We start from the raw sequence: 19173 nt of genomic DNA on the forward strand, positions 1-19173 counted from the left end.
GGAACGCCCGCGATGACCACGCCCACCCCTCCCGCCCCGGCACCCATCACCACGCCGCCCGCCCCGTCGGGCACGCCGAAACGACTCGGCAACGGTGAACTGCGCGCGATGGTCGCCAAAGTCCTCGCCGACAACACGGGCACCGACCTCACGCCCCGCAACATCGCGCACACCCTGAACCGGTCATCCGGGGCGGTCGGCAACGCCTGCAAGGTGCTCGCCGACCGGGGGGAAGCTGAGGTCGCCTCGACCACCCCGCTGGCCTACCGGGCGACCGCGACCACGGCGTCCGCCGCCGCGCCCACGATCACCCCCGCCCCACCTCGCACGCCCCGCCCGAAGACACCGAAACCGACCACCCCCAGCGCACCGGCCACCGCGCCCACGCCCGCCCGGTCCGGCGCGCGCAGGTCCGTCGTCGGGTCGGCGGGCGTGGTCACCGGTCCGGTGAAACGCCCGAACGGGATGGACTACCACCCCCGGTTGCTGTCCGGGATGCCGGACGTGACCGCGTTGCGGCGGTTGCGTGACGCCGGGGTCGCCGCGCTGTTGTACGGACCGCCCGGCACGGGCAAGACGTCGGTGGTGGAGGCGGCGTTCCCGGACTGCATCACGGTTCAGGGCGACGGTGACACCGTGGTCGCTGACTTCGTGGGCGACTACACCAAGACCCCGGACGGCGAGTTCGTGTTCGTCCACGGTCCGCTGGTCCGCGCGATGCGCGACGGGGTGCCGTTGTTCATCGACGACGCGACCCTGATCCCGCCGACCGTGCTCGCCGTGGTCTACCCCGCGATGGACGGACGCCGCCAAATCGTGATCAAGGCCAACGGCGGCGAGGTCGTGGACGCCGCGCCGGGGTTCTACGTGGTCGCCGGACACAATCCCGGCGTGCACGGGGCGGTGCTCACCGACGCCCTCTCATCCCGGTTCTCCGTCCAGGTCCAGGTGTCCAGCGACTACGACCTCGCCGACCAGTTGGGCGTGGACAAGAAGGCGGTGCGCGTGGCGCGCAACCTCGCGACCCGGCAGGAACGGGGCGAGGTCGGCTGGGCACCCCAACTGCGCGAATTGTTGGCGTTCAAGAAGATCGCCGCCGTGTTGGGCACCGACGCCGCCGCCGGGAACCTCGTGGGCATCGCGCCGGAAGAGGACCGCGCCACCGTCGCCGCCGTGGTGCGCGACGCGTTCGGGCGCACCGTCACCCCACTCGCCCTCGGTGCCCGCATCACCCCGAAACCCTGACCCCCGACCCACCCGCCCGGCGAACCGCGACCGTCGCGAAAGGACCGTAACCGTGAGCACCCACTTCACCACCGACCCGACCGCCACCGGTGCCGCCGTGTTCCCCGCCCGCCCGGAATGGCTGACCCTGTCCGCCGCCTTCGCCGACGAGGTCCCGATCATCGCCGACCGCGACGACCTCCTGGTCACCGTCGCACCCGGCGCGGGCGGGGGTGCCCCGGCGTGTTTCTACCCCGCCCGCGCGCTGATCGAGGTCGACGGCGACCACCTCGGCGTGGACCCCGCCACCGTGGACCCCGCCAACCTGTCCGACCGCCCCCGCTACGCCCCGGCATGGGGTGCGCTGACCCACGAATGCGGGCACGCCAAACACACCGCCTGGGAACCCCCGCGCGACGCCCCGCCCGGCGTGGTCGCCGCCGCCATGCTGCTGGAAGAGCCCCGCATGGAAGCCGCACAGGTCCGCCGCCGCCCGGACGACCGGCACTGGTTGCGGGCGTGCGTGAAGGACATCGTCGCCGCCGACCTGCACCTGTTCGCCGACCCCGCCACCGCCCCGCAGATGACCCCGGCGCACGCCGCGCACACCGCCGCCCTGTTGCTGGGACGCGCGGACGGCGGGGTGCTCACCCGCACCGAGGTCGCCCCCGTCGCCCGTGTCATCGAAGATGTTCTCGGGGCCGAGGTGTTGGACAAGCTGCGGGCGGTGTGGCGCACGGCGTTGCGCACCGCCGACGACGACGGCGAGACCATGCTCGACCTCGGGCGGCAATGGTGCGAGATCCTCGGCACCGACCCGGACACCGACCCCGACACCCCCGCCGACCCGGACCCCGGCGCGGCACCCGACCCGTCCGGCACCCCGGACCCGTCCGGCGGCACCACGGGGACCGGTGGCCCCGTGACCCCGTCACCGTTGGCGGGCGCGATCGCCGCAGTGTTGGACGGGGTGGCGGCGAAGGCGGCACGCGAGAAGGCCCCCGAGGACCCCACGGCCGTCGCCGCCGCCGCGAAGGCGGACGCTGACGCCGCCGCCGAGACGGCACAGGAGGCGGCGCGGTCGGTGTTCGCCCTCGGCGGTCCCCGTACCGGCACGACCGAAACGGCCGGCACCCGCCGACCCACCCCGCAGGAACGCACCGCCGCGCGGGTGCTGGCACGCGCGCTGGACACCGCCGGGGTCCGCGAACGGGTCGCGGTGAAGTCCACCTCGGACGTGCCGCCGGGCCGACTGCGGATGCGCGGTGTCCGCGCCGCCGAAGCCCAACGTGCCGCCGGGGCGACCGTCACCGCGCAACCGTTCACCCGCATCACCCGCACCCCAGTCACCACCCCGCCACTGCGGGTCGGGGTGGCGTGCGACGTGTCCGGCTCCATGGGATGGGCACGCGACCACGTGGCCTCGGCGGCGTGGATCCTCGCCGACGCCGCCCGCCACACCAGGGTGCCCGCCGACACCGCCAGCGTCATCTTCGGGCACCACGTCCGCCCCCTGACCCGCCCCGGCAAACACCCCGCCGAGGTCACCGAATTCCACTCCAACGACAACTGGGAGGACATCCCCACCGCGCTCGACGCCCTCGACGGTGCCCTCGGCCTGTCCCGCCCCGGCGCGGCGCGACTGGTGGTGATCGTGTCCGACGGACAGTTCCGCGACCAACCGCGCCGGGACGGACAGAAGAAACTTGACCGGTTGCGCGCGTCTGGGTGCGCGGTTCTGTGGCTGACCACCGACGACACCGACACACCCCTCGCCGGGGCGACCGTGCACCGGCTGACCGACCCCGCCACCACCGCCCGCGCCATTGGGCACACCGCCACCACCGCCCTCCGCGCGACCGCCCGCTAGCCCCACCGGTCCAGGGCGGACGCACCGCCCCGGACCACCCACCCGCACCAACACAAACGACCACGAGGTGACTCAGCGATGACCGACAACCGACTCGCCACCGTGGGCGACGTGATCGCCGCCCTGTCCGCCTACGACCCGACCATCCCCGTGCGGATCGCCGCCCAACCCGGCTACCCGATGGAACACCACCTCGCGCGGGTGGTGTGTACCCCCGACGACGCCGAAGGCGACGGCACCCCGCCCACCGAGCCGCCCATGGTGTGGCTCGGCCTCGGTGAGCAGGTCGGTCACCTGCCCGCGTCCGCCGCCGACGCCCTCGGGTGGTCGCGATGACCATGTGGCACGGACTCGCCAGCCGGGCGGTGCGCGCCGCGCGCGCCCACCACGCCGCCGACCCCGACGGGTTCCGCCGCCGCCACGACAACCCCGAGGCGTGGAACCGGTGGGCGCGCCGCGCCCGCGTCGCCCGCACCGTCGCCACCGCGCTGGGCGTGCCTCTGTACGCCGTGCTCGTCACCGACGACCCCCGCCGCCCCTATCCCACCCGCAGCGGACCGGTTCCCGGCGATTCGATCACCGTCACCGACCCCGTCAACGGCCGGGCGTGGAGGTTCATCCCCGACCACACCACCCCGGGACAAGCGTGGCTGCTGCTCGACCACTGCCCGGACTGCGCCGCCCTCATCCCCGTCTTCCGCATCGCCGCACTCGCCGACCTCGGTGCCTATCTCCAGCCCCACCGCGACATCTGCCTCGCCGACGAGGCCCGCGACCAGTCCAACCACCGACCCGACTGCACCATGGACCACGTCACCACACCGGTACACCGCCGACCTCTGTTCGACCGGATCGGCGATACCGACGAACGGTGCACCGTCTGCGGCGCGACCAACACGCGAGACGCCGGCTCGTTTCCCAGCTTGGGCGGCACCACCGAATGGTCGGAACGCTGTACCGCCTGCGGCACCTCCGCCGGCGCGCGGGACTGCGACGAGGACTGCTACTTCCCACACCCCGCCGACGTCGAACGCGAACCCGGCCGATGATCCGCCACGACCGCCGACTTCTGCGACGGGACCGGACGCCGTGCCCGCCGGCTCGGAGCCCTCCACGGCAACGCCGACCACGAAACGCTGCGGGGCCTCGACTGCGGCCGACTCATGCTGGAAGCCACGGACCCGACGACGTTCGCCGACGGCGTACTCGCCTCGCTCGACGCGTTTCACCGAACAGAGTCTCGCCAAAGCCACCACGCTCGCGACGGCCGGCCGTGGCCCTGGCCGGACAGCCGCAGCACCGACTGGATCTACCTCTTCGACCGAGGTTGGGTGGGTGATCACCGGCCGCATCCGGAGTTACGCGATGCCGCGAGTTGACCACCTGCCACGACGACCCGCCCCGACCGGGCATACCCAGCCCGGACCCAGCCACGACCAGACCGAAAGGTACGACAGCACATGCCCGACCTCCTAGACCTCTCCGCACCCCGGCCGCACTGCCCGGATTGCGAAGTCGCCATTAACCAGCCACACGTCGAGGGCTGCGACGTGGCCCGGTGCCTGCACACCGGGCTTCAACGCCTGAGCTGCGACCGCAACCACAACTGCGGCAAGGACACCTGGTCCGGCCGCTGGCCCGGCGAGACCGACTGCGAACGCGTCGGCTGGATGATCGGCCCCGGCCTACCCGACCTCAACCGGCTTCTCACCGAGGCGACGTGGAACCCCACTACCCAACAGTGGGATTCCCCCTCCTAGCCGATCCGAACCACCCGCCAAGCCAACCAGAAGAACGAGGCGGGCTCGCTCGCCGAGGTCCAGCTTCCTTGAAAGGCTACGGAAACGCGTGCCCGGGTTGAACACCCGCGTCGTGCCCCCGTGGGGCTCCACACTGGCTGCCGCCCGGAACCGGGACGAGGTTCTCGGCGGAAATAGGGCGCACCTGTTCGCCTGATAGCCGCCGAACGATCACTCCACACTACAGGGGCATCGGCTACTTCGGCGTCATCAACTACCAAGCAGGCCAACGATCTACATCATCACGACAGCCACGACAGAACCCGGATAGGACCCACCCGGCGGAAGCTCCTGCACCAACCGTGGGCGACATGCAACCCCGGAAACCCTACGCAGGAACGCGAAGCCCTCGGACGCCGTCGTGCCCCCAACGATGAACCGCTGGAGGCACGTGACGACATGACCGTCCGGCAACGGCGACGGCTACTCCGTAGTAGCGCGGCGGCTGAGCAGGCCTAGGAGACACAGCTTCGGATATCTGACGGGATCGCGCCGTACACGGAGCGGCTGGTGCTCGAAGACATCGTTGCGAGCACCAGCCGATTCCACTGTGCGGTTTCACGATGCTGCCGTGATTGCGGTCTGGGCGGTCGTCTGCCGGTCAGGCGGCTCCGTCGTAGGCGCCGCAGACGGGAGCGACTGTCGGTGTGGTCGACTCGACGCCAGTCAGGGCGGCGAGCGCGTCGTTCAGCAATCGGCGGATGCCGGAGTTGAGGGCGGTGCACTCACTGTCGATCTTGGTTGCGTTCTTCTGGATCGTACTCGCGAGTTTCTTGACGCAGTCGATCGTGGTCAGTTGCGCGAGTGCTTCGTTGATCTTCTCCTCCGCGGTGGTGATCTCGTGTCCGCCTTTTCGTGCGGCGGCGGTGACGGCGGCTGCACGCAGAAGCATCACGGTGGTCCGCAGGAGTTCCGGGTCGTCGGTTTCGGGGTCGAAGGCCATGACGATGCGGCGGGCGCCGATGACGCGGATGGTCTGGTTCCCGTTCTGTGCGGATGTTCGGACAAGACCGAGCGAAGCGATGGCGTCGCGGTTGCGTTCGGCCTCGTCAAGGTAGGCACCCCATGCTGCGCGCGTGGAATCGGTCACTTCAATGACGACATGTGCGGCACCGGAGTCGACGGTGAGTACGCCGTCGCCCTTTTTGCAGCGGGGCAGGTGTCCTGTGATCGTGCTCGTGTCGGCGTACTCGTCACCCAAGCCGCCTGCGATACCGGACATCAGTGGGTGGATCTGGCTTGCGTAGGACTCGCCCTTGACCGGGGTCATCTTGGCGAGTGCGGTCCTCGCGTCCTGGACCTTGAGTGCTGTCGAGAGTTCGTTGACCTTGTTTGTCAGTTCGGCGTGGTTCTTGCTCAGCTGCTCGGCGAGCTGCTCCTGGCGGAGACGTAGTTCTGCTGCGTGCTTCGCCATCGGTGACGTGGGATCGGTGGGGTCGAACTGCTTTGCGGCTTTGGTGAGCAGTTCGTGGGTGCCCGCGGTTGCCTTGACGTCGAGTTTCATGCCGAACTCGTCCAGCAGCGGTTGGAGGCGTTCGAGGAGTTCGGGGCTTTTGCCGCCGAAGATCCTGCGCACCTCGGCGTTCAGGTCCTGCTTGGCAGCCATCACGGCCGTGGTGAATTCTTTTCGGGTCTGGGTATCGACCTCGGTGATCGCCTTCTTCGCGTCGGTGGCGGCCTTGGTGACGGCCTCGGAGGCGTCTTTGGCCGCGCGACCTGTGGCCTCCGCCGCCTGCTGCACCGAGTCCGCTGTCCGGTCACCCAGGTCCTTGAGCAGGTGTTCCAGCGCCTGCGCCTCGTGGGCTTGGCCGGTGACCGACAGCGCGTGCGCGCCGATGCGCATGGCTTCGGTGACGTAGTTTTCGAGGTCTGCGCACGCGAGCTTGGCGGGATCCTCGATCAGTGGCCCTCGTTCACCGGTGGTCCACCGTCGGGCCTCGCGTACCACGTCTGGATCGCGCATGGCCATCCGCTCGACGATGATCGCCGACGCGGTGGGGTCGAAGTGGGCCTGCGACTTGGTCGGGTGTGTGTTGGGGTGCTTGGTCACTGTCTTCTCCTTGGGGTATGCGGCATTCCGTGTCGGCCGTTGTTCACTCCCGTGCGGTGCGGCGAGATGGCAGTGCGGCGAGTGCGAGCCACGTGATGACGGTGATCTGGTCGTCCGACTCGTGGTCGGTGAGGTGGTGCAGGGTGGCGACTCGCTTGCGGGCTTGTTCGAGTGCTGGCCACAGGTGCTGGAGAACGTCGTCGGGCAAGGTGCCGGACGGTTCGGTCAGGTTGTGGGGCTCGTGGCCGGCTCGGCGAAGCCAGCCTGCGATGTCGCTGGCGGCTGCCTCCCGAATGCAGCTCATCTGGTCGACGAGTGAGGCGCCGTTGAGAAAGATGGTGCACAGGGTGGTCTTGTGGCGCGGAGCTGTGTGGACGCGGAAGCAGAAGACGAAGCCTCGGAGTCGGCCGTCACCCGCGACGCCGCCCGCTTTGCGGGGGAAGTCGCGGATGGCGGCGCCGAGGCCTGGCGTGCGTAGCGCTGTTCCCAGCATCGCGCGATACACGTCGGCGTCGAACGCCGGGAATGTGTCCTTCGCCGGTTCACTCGAAGAGATCGCTGCGGTGAAGTCTCGTGGTTCGACGGTAGCGCCCGGGATGATCGGGGTCGGGACGCCGACGGCGGCCGCAGCGACGTTGATCTTCCCGTACAGGCGGTTGAGCAGATGCAGCTGTGCGTCGAGGCTGCGGTCTGGGAAGACGGAAAAGCATGTGATGTGCTCGTAGGGCGAACCCAGCCGATTGGCCCGACCTGCACGTTGGCCGATCATCATGGGGTTCCACGGAAGGTCGAAGTGGATCACGAAGGCGGTCTGCTGGAGGTTGATGCCCTCGGCCAGCATGTCGGTGCAGACGAGCAGGTCGTACCGATTCCGCGGGTAGTGATCGGCAAGAATCCCCGGCGCGATGTCGGCGGCTTGGGGTGCGAAATCGGCCGTTGTGCGCTGGATCTGCTTGTCGGTCGGACGTTCCTTCCTTGCCAGGCTGGCGATTCTGCCGCGATACCCGGCCAGGGCAGGGTTGCCGGCGATGTGGCGTTCCAGTTCGGCGGTGATGAACTCTCCGGTGACCCGCGATCCGGTGAAGATCAGGAGCTTCGGCCCGTCGGGATGCCTGACGGTCTCGGTGGCCAGGTTGATGAGGACCGGCATCTTCGGGTCTTCGGGGATCAAGGAGTCGGCGGTGTCCCTGAGACCGGTCAGGATGGCGATGTCGTGGACCAGATCCTGACGGAGTTGGGAAACGGCGAAGAGATCGGCACGGTGGGCGACTCGTTTGCTGCCAGGTTGCCGTTCCAGGGCCTCGTCGGTTTCCAGGCCGGCCAGTGTGTTGTCGTCCAGCGTTCCGTCCCATGCGTGTCCTGGCAGTGTCAGGTGCCGATCGGTAGGCAGATAGACCGTGCCCCGATCGAGGTCGTGCAGGACATCGGCGCAGCGGGAACGCATGGCCTCCAGAGTGGACGCCAGGGCGGCCACGGAGGACTCGAGTCGTTTGCACAGCATGCACTTGCTCAGGCGTGTCCAGTCGAAGGCCGACGTGGACCTCCTTCCGTCTGCCGGGTGGATTTGGTAGTCCTGAAGGTGGTAGGCGGCCATCGTCAGGGCGGCCGGTGGCTCCTCGTTCGGCGCCAGGGCGTGGTAGTCGTCCAGCGCGCTCTGGGGAAGGTCCGCGCGTTCGACATCCAAGGCCGCGAGGACGTCCCGGACAAGTGTGCGTAGACGTGGGGGCAGGCTGTACCGGACTTCCTGGGGTAGTTGTTCAGGGAAGACCAGGGTCGCGTCACCAAAACCCTGGGGATAGTTCTCCTTGATGCCCTGTCGGGTTCGTCTCACCATCATCGTGTCGAGCAGTCGGTGCAGATCGTTCAACTGCTCTCTGTCGAGCCGGTCTGCCCGGCGGCAGAGGTCCGCGAGTGCGCGACGATGCTGAACGGTCAACCTGGGAAGTGCCAGGCCGAGAACCTCTACGAGATCCTGACCGCGGTTCTGGATCGGGGTCGCCGTCAGCGCGAAGACCTGCGGTGGTGATGCGGCGGACGCCAACGCGACACGCAGCGCGTCGCGCCAGGTCGTACGGTTGCGCAGCCAGTGGGCCTCGTCGAGCACGACGAGGTCGTAGGGCAAGGCTGCCTCCCCGGCTTCCTCCCAGGTCCGGACTGCGACGGGCAAGCCGTGGTAGCTCAGGACGTCGGCGGGCAGATTCCACCCGCGTAGCCGATGCCTCCACATCCGCACCAGGTTGGCGGGGCAGATCACGACCGCGCGCTCGCCGCGCTCGTAGACACCGCGGCGGATGATCTCGGCCGCTTCGTAGGTCTTGCCGACACCGACGTCGTCGGCGATGAGCGCACCCCCGTACTCTCGCGCGATGGCCAATGCCCTGGCGACCCCGTCGCGCTGCCACGCGGCCAACGACAGCTTGTCCTCGGCGTTGACGTCGCCTCCGTACAGCTCGAAGAGCATGCGGAGGAAGACCAGTTCGTGGGGGTAGTTGGAGAACTGCTCTTCGATGATGGCTGTCAGGTCGAAGGGGACGGCCTCGTTCCACAGCGCCGTGGCGTAGTCCACCGCTTCCTGGGCGTCGGAACCGGTCACCTGGCTGCTGCATTCCTCGTTTCGGATCATCCCGCCCAGGGTCAAGTTGGCCGAGCCGATCACGGCGACGGGTTTGTCATCGGCACCGTGTTGCGTGAAGACCTTGCTGTGGACGAAGGCGGTCTCGTGTCGTCGGCAGGAGAACCCCGGCCTGCGCAGCAAGTACGCCAGTCCGAGCAGTCGGACCTGGGCGTCGCGCACCATCGGCATACCCGACAGCTCGGTCCGCAAGTAGTCGACGTTGCGTGCGAGCCTGTGGCGGAGCAGGTCCGTGCTGTCGGTGAACGGATCTGGCAGCCTGATCCAGATCGCTTCGTCCTGGGTGACGGCCAACAACAGCCGAATCTGGGTTCCACGGTCCAGAGCACGCCGCAACTCCGCCTCGATCGACATGAGACCACGGATGCTGACGTAGCCCGCGACGAGGTCGATGTAGTCGGGCCGCGCCGACTGATGGGTAAGCCAGAAGCGCAAACGGCAGGCGATGGTCTGGCCCGCGCGGTTCAACCAGAGCCCGGACATCACCAACCGCCTTCCTGCCTGAACAGGTCGCCTTGGGCGGGGCCTTCCCTGCCGGGAAGAGGCGGGATCGTGCGCAGGTAGGAGTCGATCACGTCCGCGATCGGCTTACGGCGCGTCAGGGCCAGGAAGTCCGGCACGTCGTCGTGGCCAAGCCCAGGCGGGGGCTCCTCCAGTTGGTGGACGTGCAGTACCTGGGTGGACGGAAGCAGCATCTCGTACGTCTGACGCGTCCATCCGCGGCCCTCTTGGACCTTGTTGGCCATCGCCTCGGTCAACAGGCCGTAGTGCGGCATATATCCCTTGATCGGGTCATCCGTCAACGGACGAAGCGTCATCGATGGGTGAGGGAACACAATGCCGCTCGTGTCGTCCAAGTCCACGACCAGACCCGACGTCTTAGCTGCCGCCGCCAACACGTAGAGGCAGCCCGTACTGCCGAAGCGACCCTTCTCAACGAAGATCACGCGCTCATGCGTGAACGGCGATGGACGCCCCTCCGGCGCGATCCGGGAGAGCGTGACCTTCGCTTCCTGGTAGCTCGTCGAGTTCTCAAGTTCCTTCAGCAGGTGACGAACGGTTTTCGCGCCGTGGAACACCTCGGCGGCGATGACGTGGGTCAGCCAGTGGGCGAGGAAGGTATCCGTCATTGCTTCCGCCGGGTAGCGGGCGATCAAGCCCGCCATCACCTCGATCATCGAGGGGAAGGGGAGCAGGTCTTCGTGGACGATGCCGATCCGCTCCAGGTAGTCGAGAGCGTGGGTGATGCTGCCGGCGGCGAGTCGAGCGACCTCTTCGACCTGGGAAGGCTCGGCATGGACGGCACGACCTCCCCGGAATTCAGGCGGGAGGAGGTGTTGGATGATCTGGTTGACGGATCGGAGGTTGACGACCTTGCCCATGTTGCGCGCTTCGGCATGGCGCAGCAGCGGGCCGGTGATGTCGCGTTGGAGTGGCCGGAACCGACAGGTCAGAACGGAGATCTGGAACTGCTCAGTTTTCAAGGCCATCTGCTGGCTCTTCTCGTTCCGTCGAAGGAAGCACTGTTCTGCGTGCTCCTCGGTGCCTTTGATCCATTCCACGTGGACCTCGAAGTTCTTGATCTCGCTGGCGACGTCCGCCAGTTTCTGAATCAAGCCCTTACGTTGCGCCAGGCCGGCCCGGTCCAGCAGATCCTCGATCGGGGTCCCCGACAGCAGTTCGCCCAGCGGGATGTCACCCTGGGCACTGCTGCTCGTCGGTCGCATCCGCACGTCGTCGTTTCGGGTCAGACCGACGCTGACGGCCAACGACGGGCCGTCCATGGCGACCCACTCGTCCTCCGGGATCCACGGCGGCTGCTTGCCCAAAGCCGCGACCAGTGCCGTCAAGCGCTGCCCGCCGTCGATGACGAAGTAGTCCGCAGCGGTGTCCTGTTGATACCGCCCGCCGAGGGGTCGGTTGCTGTCGTCGGGTACCCAGAACAGCACGGCGCCCCAAGGGCAGTCCGCGACCGTAGAGCCGATCAGCTTGGCGACCCAGCGCGCGTCGCGCTGGAACGGACGCTGGCACTCCAGAACGTCGACACGACCGCTCGTCAGCAATTCGATCAATTCTTCGATCTTCATGGTAGGTTCGCTCATCGCGCGCCTCCTTGTCGATGGATAGATCGAGGCCGACGCTAGAAGCGCACACCGACAAGATCGATTATCGGTCGAGTCGATCGTGGACCCTTGGTGAAGACCGAGAGAGATGTGTGTAATGCGCAAGGGCGTTTGATGTACCGGTGGGTTATATCGCCATCTCTTCAGGAGCAGCGAGCCACTGTTGCACTCGGACCGGTGAACTCTAAGGTGTAACTGCCGGCCTGGCCGCGCTGCGCCAACGGGAATAGCTGCGCTGCTCCGTCTCGTCACCGCACGGTCGACCCTACGTGCCTATGGGAATCAAAAGTCGGCCACATGGTCTGGCTTGCGGTTGGCTGCTGTGGGTTGGTACTCGTTGATCAGCACGCTGAGGACTGGTCGGCGGCGTGTCGAGGTGCAGCCTGGCGCTGAGCTCGGCTGGACAACGGGCGGCTACGAACGGATACCGTCCGCGATGCGGCGGGTGTCGCCCTTCTGGACGAACTGATCCGCGTCGCCCGTGTACTGCGGCCGATGCGCGATTGCGCGCGAGCCGGGACCTTGTCCGGCCCGGTGCCTGGGGTCGTGCGCGAGGCGGCTGACCTGGGACGACGCTTCGGAGCGGGCCGCCGCGGTCGTCGGCGTTCAAAACGCAAGTCCGCAGCTCAACGAACTTGACGTCGATCGGCACCCTCACCTGTCCGCTGGTGTGCGCAGTAGCCGTCCGCCGCACGGCAGACCACTGGCGGTCGACCTCCGCCGATGCCTCGGCCGCCTGCTTCCGTTTCAAGAGGGTGGAGGCCAGGCCCCCGATCCCGCCGATCGCAGGACGCGCGGATGGACCGGCTGCGTGGCGCGGAGAAGGTCGTCGGGTTCATTCGCTGGCACCTGGTCGACCCGCCCGCCGCGTCGTTCGACGCGGCGTTCAGCACACGGGGGAGTAGGTCGTTGCCGGCCGGTACGCCCGCGCGGGTCCAGGCATCTGTGCTGGCCGCTGCGGAAGCCTGCGCAATATTATCGCTAACGTTCTTGGGTTGTGTGGCTCGTGTCCGGCTTTCGGTCGGCATGTCACTCAGTTTTGGCAAACCTCATCGATCCGCCAGGTGCCAGCCGCGATCACTCATAGTAACTTAACTGTCTCTATAGGTTCAGTGCAGACCAAATACTGTCGTGAAACGGGTTGCCAGTCCACGAAACGGGCCAGCCGAGTGGCGGTCGTGACGAAGGGAAGCCGTCGGCGGCTCTGCTTGGGCCGCCGACGGCTGGTCGAGGTCGAGTGGCACCCGGTGTTCGGGTGCCGAGGTCACAGCTCTGCGATCAGCTCCTGGCTCCGTTGTGCCATTCGCCGTAGGGCTGCCGGGTCGATGTCATTGCGCAGTGCGGTGCCGAGCAGTTCGCCGAGGCGGTGCCCTGGGGAACTCCTTTCGGCGAGTCCGATCGCGGCTGCGGCCAGGTCGAGGTCTCCTCGCAGGTAGGCGTACGCGGCCAGGAGGGCGATCGGTTCGGCTCGTTCGGGCGCGGGGCTGGTCCTGGACAGTTCGGTCCACAGCGACTCGGCGTGGGCGGCGTGCTCGCCGAGGGCGAAGGACAGGCAGGCGTCACGGACCAGTGGGTTGGTCAGCGCGAACGCCAGGTCGGCGACTTCGTGGTCGGTCAGCGGTCGCGTGCGATCGCCGGCGTGGAGCACGTGTTCGTGGATCAGGTCGAAGCGACTTCGTCGAGGGCTGGGGCGTTCCGGGGCGGCGGGGCGATCCTCGGCGGTGGGGTCGGTTCGACGATGGAGGTCGTCGAGCAGTTCGACCCGTCGCGTGAGGACGTCCTTCGGGTCCGGAACCAGAGCGGTCGGGGTGATGATCCCGACCGTGGCGCGGTCGGTGACGACCCAGACCCGGTGTCCGTCGAAGGTGTATACCCAGTCGGCGTGGCGGAGGTCCTGCCACGGCCACGGCCATCCGTCCGACGGTGGATAGCGCAGGCCGTCGTCCTTGTCGGCCCACACGTCGAACAGGTCGGTCACGGCGGCGGTGAAGGTTTCCGGGTCGGTGGCCTCCAACAGCGTTCGTCCGGAGGTGGTCGTGCGCAGTGACTCGGGGTCGGCGTGGCCTTGAAGGGAACCGACCCAGCGTGGGTGGATGTCGTGCTCGTCGTAGAAGTCGGCGATGGCGTGGCAGGTCGGCGTGGACGCGAGGACGTCCTGGTCTGCGGTCGTGGCATCCGCCGGGCCGGTGGTGTGCATGGTGGTGCTCCCATAGGTCGTCAGGTGTCGGATGGTGGGGCGGACGGCGAGGCCCGCCCCGAGCCCTTTCAGCCGCTTGCGGTGGAGTCCTCGGCTGCCGGGGCGAGCGTGTACTTCTTGGGCTTGTCACTGGTGCGCACGGCGTAGCCGCTGACGACCAGCTTCTCCAGTGCGTTGTGCACCGCACCGGCCGACCGGTTCAGCGCCTTGCCCACTGCGTTCGGGCTGAAGTCCTGGCCGGAGTGCTCCCGCAGGTAGTCCTCGACCATCCCGCGCAACGCCCCGGGTGCCAACCGCTCACCCTTCGACTGCGTATCCGCCTGCGCCTCAACCGTCGCAGTGGGCCGACTGTCGACGGGCACGTCCGCATCCACAAAGGACTGATCATGCGCGGTCCGGTCAACGGTCGGGCCTTCGTCCGCACGCCGGTCTTTGTCGGAACACTCGTTGTCGGTGCTGATCGACCAGCGGTCGGCGGGACGTGATCCACCATCGGTGTTCCCGGCGATGCGGGCGACCAAGCCCTCCTTCTCCCATCGGGTGAGGATTTTCGGAGCCGTGGACTTGCCGATCCCGGCGGCGGTCGACAACGTGGCGGCGGTGCTACCTGGGTTGTCGAGCAGTGCCTGCCACAGCTTCTCCTCGGCTTCCGTGCGCGGCTTTGTCGGGTTGGGGACACCTTGCTGCGTCGGGCTGGTGTTGGTGTTGGTGGACATGACTACCTCGCAGGAAGTGATGGGTGGATGGGCGGCCATGCCCCGGGCCGGAGCGGGTGCGGCCCCCGGTGCGCATCCGGTCGTGCGGGCCGCATGGCTATGAACGCTTCCTTGCCGCCGTGAAGTCAAGCGGAACTTCCAAACAAGTCGTCTGTCTTCTATGGATGGTCATTGAAACGGCAAACCGTTACACCACAAGGGTCCACTTCATCGCCGATCGTGTATCGCGCATTGACACCTCGACGGTCACGAAGCGTCCATACACGTCGGCTGTTGGGCCCGGATGAACCGAACCCGAAGGGACACAGAAACCATGACCGCCGATACCACGCCGCCGACGCCACCCGAAGCCACCTCGGACGCTGCCGTTGCCGCGCCGAGTGGCGACACCGCAACCACTCCCGGTCCGATGCCCGTCACGACACAGGATGACGAAGAGACGACGACGTTGTGGCGGCAAGGACTGCCGGCGGACGCCGTGGTTCTCGCCCCGTCGATCGCTGCCACGCCCATGCGGCAACCCGAGAACACTTGGGCGATGCTGGTACTGGCAGCGGACGTCATGGACGACACCGACCCCGACCGGGAAGGCGAAGTCGCCCTGTTCGCCGGATGTTGGCTGCCTGGACAGCCGCAGGCGGCGATGTGCGAAGAAGATCTCGTCCTCGTACTGACCGCGCCCGACGGTGAGTCGCCGCCGGACGACCAAGTCGATGTGGAGATGCTGCTCGCGCACGGCAGCCAGTGGCTGCGGGTCGGTGAGTGGAAAGGGGCGGACCCGCGCTGGCCGTGGACCGTCGCGGTCACCGCTGCGGCAATCATGGGACGATGCGTCGAAACGACCGAGGCCGCGACGCTCCCGCCCAACGTGACAGTCGATCGGCCTCTGCAGGGTTGGGGCGGCAAAGGCGGCCTCGTGGACCTGCTCGCCGCCGGTCTGCTTCAGGCCGGAGAGGAGTTCATCTGGGACCGCCCGGCGCGCGGTACCCGGCACACCGCCCACATCCACCCGAACGGCACGTTGGTCCTCGCGGACGGGCGCGCCTACCACCACCCGTCCGGAGCCATTGCCGCCCTGGGAGGAAAGAACATGAGCGGCTGGCGATCCTGGAAAAGGACCTCCGACAGGCGGACTCTGAGCGACCTGCGCACCGAACTGCGAGCCCACCGAGGACAGGCAATCGAACCGCACCGAGGGCAGTGACCCCCTTCTCGACGGCCGGACCGCCCGCATCCACTTGCGCGGGGTGGTCCGGCCGCCCTGTCCCGGGAAAGGCTTGCCGTGGACGAGTCCCTGCGCACAACGGACAGTGCGGTTCGTGCGGGGCGCGAAGGCCGGAGACGGTCCCGGCGACACCTTGGAGGCCCTCGGATGGCGCGCAGCCAGCCGCGCGGCCGGTGATCAGTTGCCGCATCGCCAAGCCGATGTGGGTGTTGTGGGGGTGTCTCAGATGACCACGATCTCGGCTTGAGGTAGTGGTGTGTGGCGTCGAGCAGGGCCATGTAGTTGGTCTCGGTGAGGCTGCGGCGTTTGTCCTCGCGGGCATGGTGGATCTTGACCCGCAGACCACGACTCCGGCGGGCCGTGAGGTAGTCCCGCTCAGCAGGGTGCTAACACGACCCGCAGCCGGTAGCCGACGACGTGCGCGGTGACCCCGGTGCTGGCCCGGCATTGGGCAGGGTGGAGATCAGTAGCGGGAACTGGCTCCGTCCCCGCGCGGTGCCGGACGTCGGAGATCACACCCAGGTCAGGTACACCGCGGATGCGATCGAAGCGGAAAGGATGGTGCACACGGTTGGCACCGTCAACTGGATCCACGCTGGTAGCGGAGCGGGTTTCCGCCTGCCGGTGATCAGCAGCAGCACCGACGCGGTCGGGAATAGGAGTGAGGCCAGGGAGCCCACGGGCCACTCGACGTGGATCCGAACACTCATCAGGTTCAGCTGCCAGTAGTGAATCCACCCGGGCAGCTCGGCGAACCTCCCCAACAACATCACTGTCGCGCCCGTGAGCGCGGTCGCCGTGATTGCCGTCGCGACTGCGGCACCCGTCGCGCGCAGGACCAGAAACCCGATCAGGCAGCCGAGTCCGGCCGCGACGGCGGTCCAGGAGTCCAAGGCGCTCACCGGGTCGAGGAGCGCCACGTCTTCCGGGGCAATCGAGGAGGGAATGGAGACCGGGGTGAGAACGCGGACGATCAAAGCCGCTCCGACCGACAGGACTGCCGCCACGGCCGGGACGAGACGTCTGGGCGTCCACCACCACGCGAGAACTCCCAGCACAGCCGTTCCCGCCGTGACGGCGTACGAATTGCCGACGTAGTTCAGTGCCATCCACAATGGGGCCCCACCAAACAGGTGGTCCCACCCATACAACCCGAGCCACATGGCCGGTACCCACAGCGTCATGTTCAGCAGGAACACCGAGCGCGGCGAACGTACCCGCCCGGCCCACGAGGTGGCCAGGGCCAGGCTCAGCGCCGCCGCGCACGCGACCGCCACGAACACCTCGGCCGCCCGCGACCAGGATCCGAACGGCACCCCACCTTGGGCAAGCCCTCCGAAGTTTGCCGCCGATCCCGCCAACACCCCTGAGGGAAGTGCGACCAGGGCACCGAGGTTCCGCCCCTGGGCACCGGACGCCGCCGACCTCCACAGCGCCAAACCCCATCCGATCGCCAACAGCGTCCCCAGGACGACCGGGGCGACCATCAGCGAGGAGGCACCCCGGTCGTCGACCAGTTGCAGCAGTGGCATCAGCATGAACTCACTGGCGTTGGCGCACATGCCCACAAGGAGACCGAATGCCGCGGCTTCGACCACTCGGCCGTGTCGCAGCAGGTCGCCACGATCCAGGACCGCCCGACGTGCGGAGAACGACGGGTGGGCGGCGAGTCGACGCTGCCACCAGGAGCGGTGCGGGGCATCCGGTCGCTGCAACAAGGCCAGCAGAGGCTCCGACGACTCGCCCTCCACCGCGCGCAGATCGGCCTCGTGTTCACGCGAGCGCACGACGGCTGCCGACACCGCCAACGCGGCAGCGGACAGGAGCAGGGCGCTGACTCCGTATTCCAGCCAGTAGTAGTCCCCGACGAACATTCCCGGAACAGTAAGGTCCGGATCGGCCAGCGCCACGACGAACGCCAGCGGGATCGGGAGCAGCAGCATCGCTGGCAGGCCCCTGAGCACGGCGGAGGTCAGCCAAACGAGCCCGACATCACCGGCGACGACGTGCGCGCACTCGTGCCTCAACACCGCCCGCGCCTGGCCGGCGGGTAGGGCCTGAACGGCGGGCGGCAGGATGACCAGCAGCTTGCCGGCCGACCGGACGCTGAACGGTTCGTGGAGGGTGAACGGACCAAACCGCACCTCGGGCACAACGAGGCCACCCATGGACGCCACGGCATCCCGGGCCATCTCCTGCCACCGCGGACCCGCCAGCCGTGTCCGCCCGGCCCGCCGCACCAACCTCCGGGGCAGCACCCGGGCCAGCACCAGGCCGACGCCCAGCACCAGCCCGGCACCGGCGAACATCGCGCCGTCGTACCCCAGCCGCTCCAGGGTGATGCACTCCGTGAAAAGCTGGTACAGCGCCTCCTGTTCGGCAGTGAGTTCTGAGCCGCCTCTAGGCACCTCGAAGATGTACTGGTTGCATGTCGAGGGCCCCGAGTAGATCGAGGCGTACAAGACGAGGTAGACGCTGTAGCCGACGCCGGTACCGGCGACGAGCAACGTGAAGATCAGCAGAACGAAGCGCCCCCGCCCGGGGGACGGCAGTACGGCACGGCGGCCGGTCGCCGCCTCGGGCAGGGTGGCGGTCACGGGTTCTTCCCGCGCGCTAACAGCTCTGCGGTGACCCGCTCGGCGATCTCCCGCGCGACCTCGGCATCGACGCCGCTTCCCTCGAGCCGCACGACCACGACCGTCGTCGCGTCCTCCGCTGCCTGCGCCACCTCCTCCGACGTCGCCACACCCCCGCGGAGCCTGCGCCACACACGGACCAACCGGGCGCGGGCGGAATCCACCGCAGCCTCGGCGACCTTCTCCAGCACCACGCCTGCGACGGCCCCCGCGGCGGCCAGCACGTAGGGCGTCATCAACGCCAGGTCCACGCCCATGCCGACCGGCGCGCGCAACGACGTGACCAGCCGCTCCGGAGCCTCGGCGTACTCGGCGAGCACCGAGTCGAACAGCTCGGCCTCCCGCGGGTAGTGCGCCAGAACGACCGATCGGGCGAGGTCGACCACAAGGTCGTCCACCACGTCGATTTCCCTACGATGGTCCGACACCGATTCCCCTTCGTGGGCAAGGCTTTGACGAAACGCCGGACAATCTACAAGGAAGATCGGCGCCGTGTGGTCAAGTTGATCCTTCAGGTCGTATTCACGGTGGTGGGCGTACCCCACAAACGCACCCGGCTTGCATCCAGGACCCTCGTGCTCAGCGCGCACCGAACCCCTGGCGGCCTGCTTGCGACGGGAGCCGACCCGACGTCCACCACCACCACCACGATCGTTGTGTTCGTCGCGGTCGGCTACGTCGGCGCGGTGAGAATAGGGATT

13 protein-coding genes are annotated in these 19173 nt (G+C 68.0%); 6 read left to right on the top strand and 7 right to left on the bottom strand.

The window, feature by feature from the left end; all coding sequences use genetic code 11:
- Positions 1 to 12: 12 nt before the first annotated feature.
- From F4560_RS42805 to F4560_RS42825, 5 genes are all read left to right on the top strand, one after another.
- A complete protein-coding gene (locus F4560_RS42805; protein WP_184928710.1) occupies positions 13 to 1245 on the top strand; it encodes an AAA family ATPase in 1233 nt (410 codons plus the stop codon).
- 52 nt (positions 1246 to 1297) lie between these two features.
- Entirely contained in the window at positions 1298 to 3094 is a 1797-nt protein-coding gene (locus tag F4560_RS42810) for a vWA domain-containing protein (protein WP_184928711.1), read from the top strand.
- Between the two features lie 78 nt (positions 3095 to 3172).
- Positions 3173 to 3430, top strand: coding sequence for a hypothetical protein (locus F4560_RS42815; RefSeq protein ID WP_184928712.1), 258 nt, complete (start codon positions 3173 to 3175; stop codon positions 3428 to 3430).
- Positions 3427 to 4143, top strand: a complete 717-nt coding sequence (locus F4560_RS42820) for a hypothetical protein (RefSeq protein WP_246477959.1) — start codon at positions 3427 to 3429, stop codon at positions 4141 to 4143. Before F4560_RS42815 ends, F4560_RS42820 begins: the two co-directional genes overlap by 4 nt.
- 411 nt (positions 4144 to 4554) lie before the next feature.
- Complete coding sequence (locus F4560_RS42825) at positions 4555 to 4854, top strand: hypothetical protein (RefSeq protein WP_184928713.1); 300 nt, start codon at positions 4555 to 4557, stop codon at positions 4852 to 4854.
- 640 nt (positions 4855 to 5494) lie between these two features.
- On the opposite strand, the gene F4560_RS42830 is transcribed toward F4560_RS42825, so the two are convergent.
- The 5 genes from F4560_RS42830 to F4560_RS42850 form a co-directional block, all read right to left on the bottom strand.
- Positions 5495 to 6943, bottom strand: coding sequence for a Fis family transcriptional regulator (locus tag F4560_RS42830; RefSeq protein ID WP_184928714.1), 1449 nt, complete (start codon positions 6941 to 6943; stop codon positions 5495 to 5497).
- 43 nt (positions 6944 to 6986) lie between these two features.
- The gene (locus F4560_RS42835; RefSeq protein ID WP_184928715.1) at positions 6987 to 10058 is read right to left on the bottom strand and encodes an SNF2-related protein; all 3072 of its coding nucleotides are present in this window, start codon (positions 10056 to 10058) and stop codon (positions 6987 to 6989) included.
- Positions 10058 to 11677, bottom strand: a complete 1620-nt coding sequence (locus tag F4560_RS42840; protein ID WP_184928716.1) for a DUF262 domain-containing protein — start codon at positions 11675 to 11677, stop codon at positions 10058 to 10060. The genes F4560_RS42835 and F4560_RS42840 overlap by 1 nt, the downstream gene beginning before the upstream one ends.
- A 1285-nt stretch (positions 11678 to 12962) precedes the next feature.
- Positions 12963 to 13895: a DUF4192 domain-containing protein gene (locus tag F4560_RS42845; RefSeq protein WP_184928717.1), complete on the bottom strand. Its 933-nt coding sequence runs from the start codon at positions 13893 to 13895 to the stop codon at positions 12963 to 12965.
- 68 nt (positions 13896 to 13963) lie between these two features.
- On the bottom strand, positions 13964 to 14611 hold the full coding sequence (locus tag F4560_RS42850) for a helix-turn-helix domain-containing protein (protein WP_246477960.1): 648 nt from the start codon (positions 14609 to 14611) through the stop codon (positions 13964 to 13966).
- 313 nt (positions 14612 to 14924) lie between these two features.
- Here F4560_RS42850 and F4560_RS42855 point away from each other — a divergent pair, with 313 nt between their 5' ends.
- Entirely contained in the window at positions 14925 to 15815 is an 891-nt protein-coding gene (locus tag F4560_RS42855) for a restriction system modified-DNA reader domain-containing protein (protein WP_184928719.1), read from the top strand.
- A 533-nt stretch (positions 15816 to 16348) separates the two neighbouring features.
- On the opposite strand, the gene F4560_RS42860 is transcribed toward F4560_RS42855, so the two are convergent.
- Positions 16349 to 18433: a M48 family metalloprotease gene (locus F4560_RS42860; RefSeq protein WP_184928720.1), complete on the bottom strand. Its 2085-nt coding sequence runs from the start codon at positions 18431 to 18433 to the stop codon at positions 16349 to 16351.
- A complete protein-coding gene (locus F4560_RS42865) occupies positions 18430 to 18900 on the bottom strand; it encodes a hypothetical protein (RefSeq protein ID WP_184928721.1) in 471 nt (156 codons plus the stop codon). The genes F4560_RS42860 and F4560_RS42865 overlap by 4 nt, the downstream gene beginning before the upstream one ends.
- Positions 18901 to 19173 lie beyond the last annotated feature (273 nt).

The sequence above is a fragment of the Saccharothrix ecbatanensis genome (assembly GCF_014205015.1).
Lineage (GTDB): Bacteria > Actinomycetota > Actinomycetes > Mycobacteriales > Pseudonocardiaceae > Actinosynnema > Actinosynnema ecbatanense.